Origin of the sequence: Methanobacterium formicicum (assembly GCF_029848115.1) — an archaeon.
Lineage (GTDB): Archaea > Methanobacteriota > Methanobacteria > Methanobacteriales > Methanobacteriaceae > Methanobacterium > Methanobacterium formicicum.
Map to the genome: position 1 here is coordinate 1 of NZ_JARVXG010000045.1, position 10,000 is coordinate 10,000.

A 10,000-nucleotide genomic window follows, 5' to 3' on the forward strand; every position below is an offset into this window, starting at 1 on the left:
TATTACGGCTTTGTAGAAACCCTAATTTTTTTTATTTGAAGACAGGTTTTTTTTGTAATAAAAAAAATTTGTAAGTTTTAAGTTGTGTTTTCCTGTTTTCACTTGAAATTACACTTGCATATTTTTAAATACGGTTGATAAAGTATTTATAATGATAAAGGGGAATAATATTATTATGATTCGCAAAATCTATTATTCCCCTGTTCATATTGGGGTTTCAAAGCAGTTAAATCTTTCGGATTTTGGTTTTAAAAATTCTAATATTCAATGTTTAAAAAGATTTTTAAACAAGAATAGCAAATTTAAAGAAAATAAACTGGTGGAATTCATTGAAAGGACATACTATTATGTTAAAATAGCGATAAACAAGTATTCTAATGCCTTTTCAAACCATTTATATTCACAACATACTTTATTCACGATATTAGCAATGAAAATTTACACAAAATCAACATATCGTGAAATCACTGATGTTATTGATGTATCGGACGTAATTAAGAGATATTTGAGAATAAAAAAGGTTCCGCACTTTACAACAATCCAAAAATTCTTTAAACGATTACCTTCAGAACAAATTAGAGAAATTAACCAATTAATACTATTATTAAACGATATTAAAGCAGATATAATAGCATTGGACGGCTCTGGTTTTACGAATGATTATGCAGACAAATATTATGCAAAAATACGGCAAAAAGAAAGAAAAAGCTACATAAAAAACCATTTAACAATAGACGTGAAAACACGTCTTATTTTATATTATCAAACTTCGCGCGGACCAAAATATGATACACAATTTGCAAAACCTGCATTAAGACAAATCAAAAAGTATAAACCAGATTACATAGTAGCAGACAAAGCATATGACACAGAACCAATAAGAAAATGCATAAATGAAGAAATCAAAGCATTTGACCAAATACCCCTCAAAAACAGAGCAAAAAAAGGACAATACAGACTAAAAAGCCCAACAATATTCCGACACAAAATATACAAAAAAAGAAACAACATAGAAAGCATATTTTCAACAATAAAAAGAAAATTTAACGGCACAAACCACAGCAGAAGCACACAACTATCAAACAAAGAAACCAAACTCAAAAACACAATATACAACATCTACAGAACAACACAAATCAACTAAAAAAAAGGGTTTCTACAAAGCCTTAATTTTATTTAATTTTTCAGGGCTGGAAATGGTAAATTAAATTAAATAAAGAAGTAGTCACCGCAAAATTTTGCTTCACTATATATAGCGGCACATCAAAAATCACGAATTTTGATTAGCTTCCAGTTTTTGACTTATATGTTGATATATTTCCTTGGTTACTCCAACGGTCCTAATAAAATCGTTGGAATACCTTATATCTCCCCTTCGTGGGTTGTCCTTTCCCATATGTGCGTCTATTATAATCTGTTATTTTAAAATAATGGTAGTTCAGAGAAAATTTATTATTATATGATCTTATTAAGGATAGATAATTATGTATTGAGAACGTTTATTTCTATAAACTGGTTAGATTGCATTTTTTAAATTCATTTAGGCTATTTAAGATATATTATATGTCATTTTTCTATTTTATCAAATTTTACCTTATTTAAGTCTTTTAAATTAAATTTAGTAAATTATTGCAGTTCTGTGGATGGAAGATTTACCAATTTTTAATGCAGTATCATATTATATTATTAGATAATACGTTTTATTAGTTGACGAATAAGGGATTAATACGATTTATAATGTAATTAGTATTAATCAGAAAATATTACTGATTATTATCAATTTTTAAACACTTTCGTTCCGTCTTAAACTGTAAACTAAATCCTCTGGCTGTTTTAATATCGATTTAAAAGCGAAATATTTATAAATAAGATGTTAATAAAGGATGTGTTATGTAAAAATGTATTTAATAGAATTTTATCACTATTAAGATCTGGGGGAATTAGAATATCAAATAAAAATCTATTTAAGCCTTTAATAAAGTCAATTTTATCCTCATTTGTTTTTATTAATGATATTATTTTTCAAAATAATCATAAATTATTATTCACTGTAATCGGGGGGAAACAATGGATATAAAAAAGAGTATATTATTATTGAGTTTTTTTATAATAATTATCATATTCATGGGGGCTGTTTCAGCAACAAGTTTGAATCTTACTGAAGCAGAACTTGCTTCTTCTGGAGTAAAAAACTATACTGAGGCCCATAATAAACTACCGGGATATGTGGATATATCAGATAAAAACAGTACCACACCTTCATATTTAAACACAGCCACTAAATTCACGGTAGAACTTAATCAAGGTGTTACCACTCCAGTAAATATTGCCACTGTAGGTAATCCCACCGGTCCGTCAGGATCTGCAACGGGCACTGTATATAAAACAGAATACGTGGATATTGCTAATCGTGTTAGTAATTTTATCAATAATAATGGTGTAGCGCCTAATTATGCATCTAGCAGTATAGGAAACATACGCTACGAATCCTTAGTATATATGTATGCAAAAATCCTGAATTATTACTTAATTAACAACCAATTGCCGAATTATGTAAGTGTAGTTTACTATTCAGGTACGGATTCGACGGGTGTAGTAATAGATAATGTCCCTCCAACTGTAACCAATAACTTACCATCCGGTACATATGATACATTAAGGAGTGTGACTTTAACAGCCAATGATAGTATTGATCCCAATCCTAAAGTTTATTATAGTGTAGACAACGGTGCTACTTGGAATAATCAGGTTAAAACAGTCACATTAAACCTAAATCCAGGATCAACAACTTTGAAGTATTATGGAGTTGATGCATCTGGTAATACTGGTACAATGCAAACAGCAACATATACCATCAATGCAGCATCACCACCAAGTGTTACTATAGATGAGTTGTTATACGCTTCTTATTCTGTTCAAGCATATGTAGAGGCTAATCATGAGCTACCAGCAAATGTGACAATAGTAGAAAAGACAATTAGTATGTCACAATTCCTTCAACTAATCAACACTGCAGCAATAAACCTAAATACCAACATAACCACATCCATACCCATAGGAAACTACACTTCAGCACTCAATCCTTCAGAAACCATAAGTACAACTGGAAATCTTACAAAAACCGATTATCTTAGCTTAGCAAATAGTGTTAAATCATATATGGATTCCAATGGTAGAGCTCCAGATTATATAACAACTAGTTTAGGGAATATGGGTTATGAATCACTGGTTTACATATTTGCACAGGTTTTAAGATCTTATCAAGTGGCAAAGGCATTACCCAACTTTATTAGAATTGTACCCTGGTCAGTTGTTGTCAATAACAATACCACTTTTATAACTATGGACAAGATAAAAAATGCTGCAGACACTGTGCAATCATATATAGAAACTAATCACCAATTACCTGAACATGTGACGATTTCCCAGTCCACAATTACCATGCCTAACTTTTTGAAACTGGAAGTGCTCTACCTCATCAATGCTAAAGAAAATTTATTCCAATCAATTGTATTAAAAGATTATAACACAGCCCCAAACCCTTACGAAAGCATTACTGGTGGTGATCTCAGTGCCACAGACTATTTAAGTGCCACAACTGCTATCAACGATTTTATGGATAATAATGGGTATGCACCCAACTATAAAACAACTGTAAGGGGCTACATACGATACGAATCACTGGTTTACATGTACTCAGAAATTATAAACTCTGCCAGTGAAAACCTACGATTACCCAACTACATAACACTAACACCGTGGACAACAGTCACGAATACTAATACTGTATTTTTGACCATGGATCAAATAAAAACTGCGGCAAGTTCTGTTAAACTGTATGTAGAAACCAATCACGCCCTTCCAGCCAGTGTAACAATTTCGGGTATTCAAATTACAATGCCTCAATTCTTGAATCTTGAACTTAAAACATTAAAAAATATCAATGCAGGTTTATACCAATCACTTATTCTGCAAAATTATAACACTGCTCCTAGTCCTTCAGAAACGTTAACCAGTGGAAAAATTAACTATGAGAATTATCTTGTCGTTGCGGACAATATAATCTCTTTCATGTATTCCAATGGTTATGCACCAAACTATGCAGGAACTTCACAGGGAAATATGCGTTATGAAGATCTGGTTTTAATGTACAGCCAAATCTTAAACTACTACAACGTCTACGATAAGATTCCACAGTATGTCACTGTCCTGCCATGGTCAGTTATTTCAAATCCGAGTACAGTAACTTTCAATGTTGGGCAGATAATTAGTGGGGCAGAAACCGTAAAAACACATATAGAAACTAATCATGCACTACCAAGTAATATAAATATTGCTGGAACTATTGTGAGTATGCCCCAATTCCTGAAACTTTTAACCACATCTCTACATTATATAAACGGTACATATGCTGGTCAGTTAGTTCTGCAGAGTTATGGGCTTCCTACAGATACTCCAGAAACAGTTACTGGTGGAAGCTTCAACCAGACACAGTATCTTGATCTTGCAAGATTGGTTGAGTATTTCATGTATGGTGATGGAAGAGCACCCAACTACCAAAGCAGCAGTCTGGGGAACATAAATTACCCCTCACTTATCTACATGTACAGCCAAATACTAACCTCTTACAAAGCAAATAATTACACTTTACCGGATATTGTCACAGTACGGCCTTGGTCGGTTGTTTCAAACGCCAATACCAAATTCATAACAATTGATCAATTGAAAGATGCGTCCAAAACGGTTAAAACATATACTGAGACAAATCACGCACTTCCAAGTTATGTGACCTTATCTGGAACACAAGTATCCATGCCTCAGTTCTTGAAACTTTTAGCTACAGCAGTAACAAATATAAATGGGAAACTAAACGCTACAATTGTTTTACAGAATTATAATACAGCAACCAGCCCATCAGAAACCGTGACAGGAGGAAGCCTTAACAATACCTCCTTCATCAACTATGCGAGTAGTATAATCTCGTATATGGATTCAAATGGAAAAGCACCGGACTGTATATCAAGTAATCTGGGAAATGTGCGTTATGAATCATTAGTTTACATGTACTCATTAATTTTAGATTATTATGGAAATAAGACAGCATTGCCTCAGAATGTTACTGTGACACCGTGGGCAGTTGTTTCCAATACAAACACTGTATTTTTCAATTTAGATCAGATACAAGATGCTGCCAAAACAGTGCAAGCCTATGTTGAAACTAACCATCAATTACCAACTTCTGTCACAATCGCTGGAATAACTGTAAATATGGCTCAATTCCTTCAAATAACAACTTCCACTGTATTAAACATAGATAATTCCCTATACACTTCAATTGCCCTTAAAAACTACAACTTACCTTCGAATCCTTCTGAAACCATAAATAAACAACCAATAATCAATAACGAGAACTACGTTAATCTGGCGAATAATATAATCTCCTATATGTATACCAATAATCAAGCACCGGATTATAGGACAACCAACTTGGGGGACGTGCGTTTTGAATCTTTGGTCTACTTGTACAGCCAAATAATAAGTTCATACAATGCAACTAAAACATTACCCCAATCTATTACAGTAAATCCATGGGCAGTGATATCCAATACCAGTACGGTCTTTATAACAATCGATCAAGTTAAAAATGCTTCAGAAGCTGTTAAATCTTATGTTGACATCAATCATGCACTTCCAAGTACTGTGACTGTTGCAGGAATGCAGATAACGATACCTCAATTCTTAAAACTCGCAGCTAAATCAACTATCAATATTGAAAATTATCTAAATGCATCTGTAATTTTAGAAAGTGTTGGAAACCCAACAAACCCTACAGAAAACATAACCACCGGAACCATACTCAATGACGAATTTGTAGATATGGCCAGTAAAATCATATCCTATATGAATTCCAATGGAACGGCACCAAATAATATCACTGATACCAGTGTGGGAAGTATTATGGGCTATGAATCCCTTGTTTACATGTTCTCTAAGATTATGGTATCTTACAATGCCACTGAACATGCTCCTGAAGATGTTTTTGTAATTCCATGGGTAGCGTTATCTAATCCTAATGGGACATTTAATTTCAGGACCCAGGAGATATTTAATTCCATACAGGAAGCAATAGATGACCAGGACACCGTCAATGGTGATACTATCTGGTTACAAAAAACAAACTATTTAGAAAATATTGTGATCAACAAAAAAATCACTATAAGGCCGATTTATGGATTTAACGTAACAGTACAGGCATTAGACCCTAATCTGCCTGTTTTCACATTAAACATCGGTGCAAACGGCACAACAATACAAGATCTGATAATAAATGGATCCACTTATAATGCTGGTATCTTTATCAACAACTCCAATGAAAACCAGATATTCGGGAATAACATCACAAACAACACAAATGGAATCTACGTGTACAACTCCACAGAAAATCTAATTTCTGGAAATGAAATATCAAACAACAGCAACAGCGGCATATTCATAAACATAGGCTCTGATAATGAAATTTCCAGTAACAAGATAAATTCTAACGTTGCTACAGGGATAAATATTCAAAACTCAGATAAAAACAGGATATACAGCAATAATGTCTATACTAATCTGGATGGGATCTATCTAAATAATTCATCAACAGAAGTGCACTTCAATAGGATTGTGGGTAACAGTAGATATGGACTTTATAATATGGGTAATGGAACTATTAACGCAACTAATAACTGGTGGGGATCCAATAACCCCCTGGTTTCTTCAAACAACCCAAGTGACATTTGTATTACTGGGGGAAGTGTTACATATGATCCTTGGTTGGTATTATCTATTATTAGCCTCACTGATCGTTCTGATCGTAACGGAACAAACTACAATTACCAAATAACAGCAGATTTAACACATAATAATCAGGGAAACGACACATCACCGGAGGGTAATATACCTGATGACATACCTATTTACTTCAATACAACAATTGGAACTATTAACAGTTCTGGAACTACCAAGAAAGGTAAAGCTGAATTAAAGCTTACGGGGTCATCAGCAGGTTTGGCTAATGTTTCTGTAACCCTAGATAATCAGACACTCTCCAAATCAGTTAATATTACCAGTGTAAATATCTTGGGGGTTTATAATACTAGAACTCAGGAGAATTTCTCCAGTATTCAGGAAGCAATAGATGATCCAGATACAATTAATGGTGATACTATTATTGTCGGTGAGGGTATATACACAGAAAATGTTGCAGTAACCAAAAGGCTTACTATTAAATCAGCTAATGGTGCCATTGTAAAGTTCAAAGCTAAAAATGAAAATAGAAGTGTTTTTGTAATAAATAATGACGGTAGTGGGTCAACAATACTAGGATTAAACATAATCAGTTCCAGTGATTCCTACGGTTTATCTTTAAGCCATGTATTTAATAGCAACCTCATTAACAACACCATATCAGAGAGTAATAGGGGAATTTACTTATATGAATCAGGAAGTAACTCCTTAAATGGAAATATCATCAAAGATAGTTATTATGGAATAGTATTATACAAATCTACAGGTAATAATTTAACTGGAAATATTATAAGGGCCAATGAAAATGGTGTATACCTTTTCAATTCCCATTATAATGTGATGAACGGGAATGCTTTGATTGATAATTACTATGGGTATAACTTCTATCATTCCAACAACAACAATATCACTGGCAATAATGTCACTGGCAACTGGGTGGGAATTTATCTCTATGATACAAACAACAACCTCTTAACTGGCAACACGCTATCTGATAATGGTGCCGGAGTCACGTATCATAACTCTATTGGTACTGCCATATCAGGAAATAATTTCACTGGTAATTGGTTGACTGATGTTTCAGTAGTGGATGATGGTGAGATGGTAATGGCTACCACCATCTATACTTGTGGACCGGCAGCACTTGCCACAATCCTAAAAATTATGGGAATTTTCACTACTGAAGCGGAAATTGCAAAAATAGCTGAAACCGATGAAACGGGAACCAGCCTCTATGGTCTTAAAATAGCAGCACAATCTAAAGGTTTAACTGCGATTGGGGCTAGATTAACTATTGATCAGCTACAACCTAACTATTTAGTAGTTTTGAATATAGATGGAACTAAGCACTTTGAAATCGTACGCAACATCACCAATACCACGGTTTATTTGTTTGATCCTAACCTTGGAAATATAGAAATGAGCTTAGAGAAATTCAGCGAGCTTTACACAGGAGTTGCACTAATAATAAATGGACAAGCACCAGCTAATGCTACAATATTGACTGATGATGAAATGCGTAACATCAAAGCCCTTTGGCATACCGTAGCAGTGAAACATACGAAGTGGGTAGGAGGATATTGGACTTGGACTTATCGTTGGGTAGGTTTTACTATAATAGTACCTTACAAATTTTCTTTGAAATTTATTCCAACCAGATATTTATTCGGAATACCAATAGGTGGATATTTCCAATATCAAATATATTGGCGTACCATAAGCTTTGGAACTTGGGTGAAAATACCACGCTATGTACCACCAAAAAAGGTAACATATTACACATATATGGATGTCCCAGACAGTATAAACATTAAATTTAATGAAGCTAGTTTTTGGAGTGCTGCAAAATTTGAAGCAAATAAATGGGCGATAATGGGCAGTATTGCCACAGGAGGTTTATCTTACGCGGCGTTGGCGGGTGTGAGTGCAAGTGCTGCACTGCTAGGATGGGATATAAAGGATGGTAGTTATAATCAAATGATGAGAGATCCTTGGCTAGATGTTCAAGTAGATGGAAAAACAGTTTACAAGAGGCATTTTTTACATGGGTATGCATCAATGCCTATTTCACCCATAATTGGCATGTCCCCGGTGATTTCCATGTATTTACTACCCTAAAAATTATTTAATATTTCAAATTTTTTGAAGAATAGTAGATAAGGTGGTAATTATGAATCCAAGACAACACTTGACAATGAGTATTATATTTATTATATCAATTATTTTTCTTTTAATAATAGGTATTTTATCCTATTTAGGAAATCCCTCAAATTTATGTCGCATTCCTTTAATAATTGTCCTTTTAATAGTTATTATATATTCAATATTTGACCTCATGAAATATTATAATAAAAAAGTTTATGTGTTGGTTATCACTATGCTTTTAGTGATAATGTGGGTAATAGGTTTAATTGCACTGTTCACCCAAATAGATGAGATCACCTGTTCTACCGCAATATACTACTTAGAAGTAGGATTAATCACATTTTTATTCTTTTTATCAGTTCCATTTACATTCAAAGGAAAATTATAGCTTAGTAAATAATTCAAAAAGATATACATATGGGATATTAAAATGAAAATATTATCAGAAAATAAGAGCCTAAATGAGGGGCAGCTTCAATGATAGCTCTTGGACTAGGTGGAGGTGCTACTGCCTTGCCATCAGGAGGTGCTAGTGTGGCTTTAGCAGTGGGTGCGGCTTCTACTGTTTATGGGTGCTTGGTGGTGCTTTTTTCGATGCATGGAATGCCGGACAAGATCCATCATGGATAGATGAGCCATATGACTCTCAACTCCACCACATGACCGGTTTGTAGTTTTTCTAGCAAACTATCCTGGATAAGAAAAATTTTTTCTTATCCTTTTCAACTCAATAAAAAAAGAGGTAATTCAATGGAAACGAATATATGGACTTTTATTTATTTTTTAGTGGCTATCCCTTTTTTAACTAGATTCTTTGGATTTTCAAGCTCGGGAAACCCTTCATATTTAATTACAGGTTCAATGGGAATTCTCATGTTGGTCCTTATTTTCAGTAGTTATAAAAATTTTTATATATTATTATTCGTTACTTTAGGAGGTTTGATCCTAGTTTCAGGGTCATTACTTACTTATATATTCTTAATTAAACCTAATTATATTTCAAACGAATATTACTACGCAATTGGAACTCTTATAATCTATGTATTTGCTTTAACTTATAGTTATT

General features: G+C 33.5%; 4 protein-coding genes. All 4 read left to right on the forward strand.

The annotated features are described in order from the left end of the window. Positions 1-175: 175 nt before the first annotated feature. The 4 genes from QC759_RS05330 (at position 176) to QC759_RS05345 (ending at position 9,564) form a co-directional block, all read left to right on the forward strand. On the forward strand, positions 176-1,144 hold the full coding sequence (locus tag QC759_RS05330; RefSeq protein ID WP_231553394.1) for a transposase: 969 nt from the start codon (positions 176-178) through the stop codon (positions 1,142-1,144). A gap of 923 nt (positions 1,145-2,067) precedes the next feature. Further along, on the forward strand, positions 2,068-8,907 hold the full coding sequence (locus QC759_RS05335; protein ID WP_048072814.1) for a pseudomurein-binding repeat-containing protein: 6,840 nt from the start codon (positions 2,068-2,070) through the stop codon (positions 8,905-8,907). Positions 8,908-8,959: 52 nt separating this feature from the next. Then, entirely contained in the window at positions 8,960-9,322 is a 363-nt protein-coding gene (locus QC759_RS05340; RefSeq protein WP_144405528.1) for a hypothetical protein, read from the forward strand. Between the two features lie 89 nt (positions 9,323-9,411). Then, the gene (locus tag QC759_RS05345; protein WP_277897684.1) at positions 9,412-9,564 is read left to right on the forward strand and encodes a hypothetical protein; all 153 of its coding nucleotides are present in this window, start codon (positions 9,412-9,414) and stop codon (positions 9,562-9,564) included. Positions 9,565-10,000 lie beyond the last annotated feature (436 nt).

Excerpts from the sequence above, each read along its gene's own strand:
- QC759_RS05330 (WP_231553394.1), top strand. The coding sequence starts at position 176 with ATGATTCGCAAAATCTATTATTCCCCTGTTCATATTGGGGTTTCAAAG.
- QC759_RS05335 (WP_048072814.1), top strand. The coding sequence starts at position 2,068 with ATGGATATAAAAAAGAGTATATTATTATTGAGTTTTTTTATAATAATT.
- QC759_RS05340 (WP_144405528.1), top strand. The coding sequence starts at position 8,960 with ATGAATCCAAGACAACACTTGACAATGAGTATTATATTTATTATATCA.
- QC759_RS05345 (WP_277897684.1), top strand. The coding sequence starts at position 9,412 with ATGATAGCTCTTGGACTAGGTGGAGGTGCTACTGCCTTGCCATCAGGA.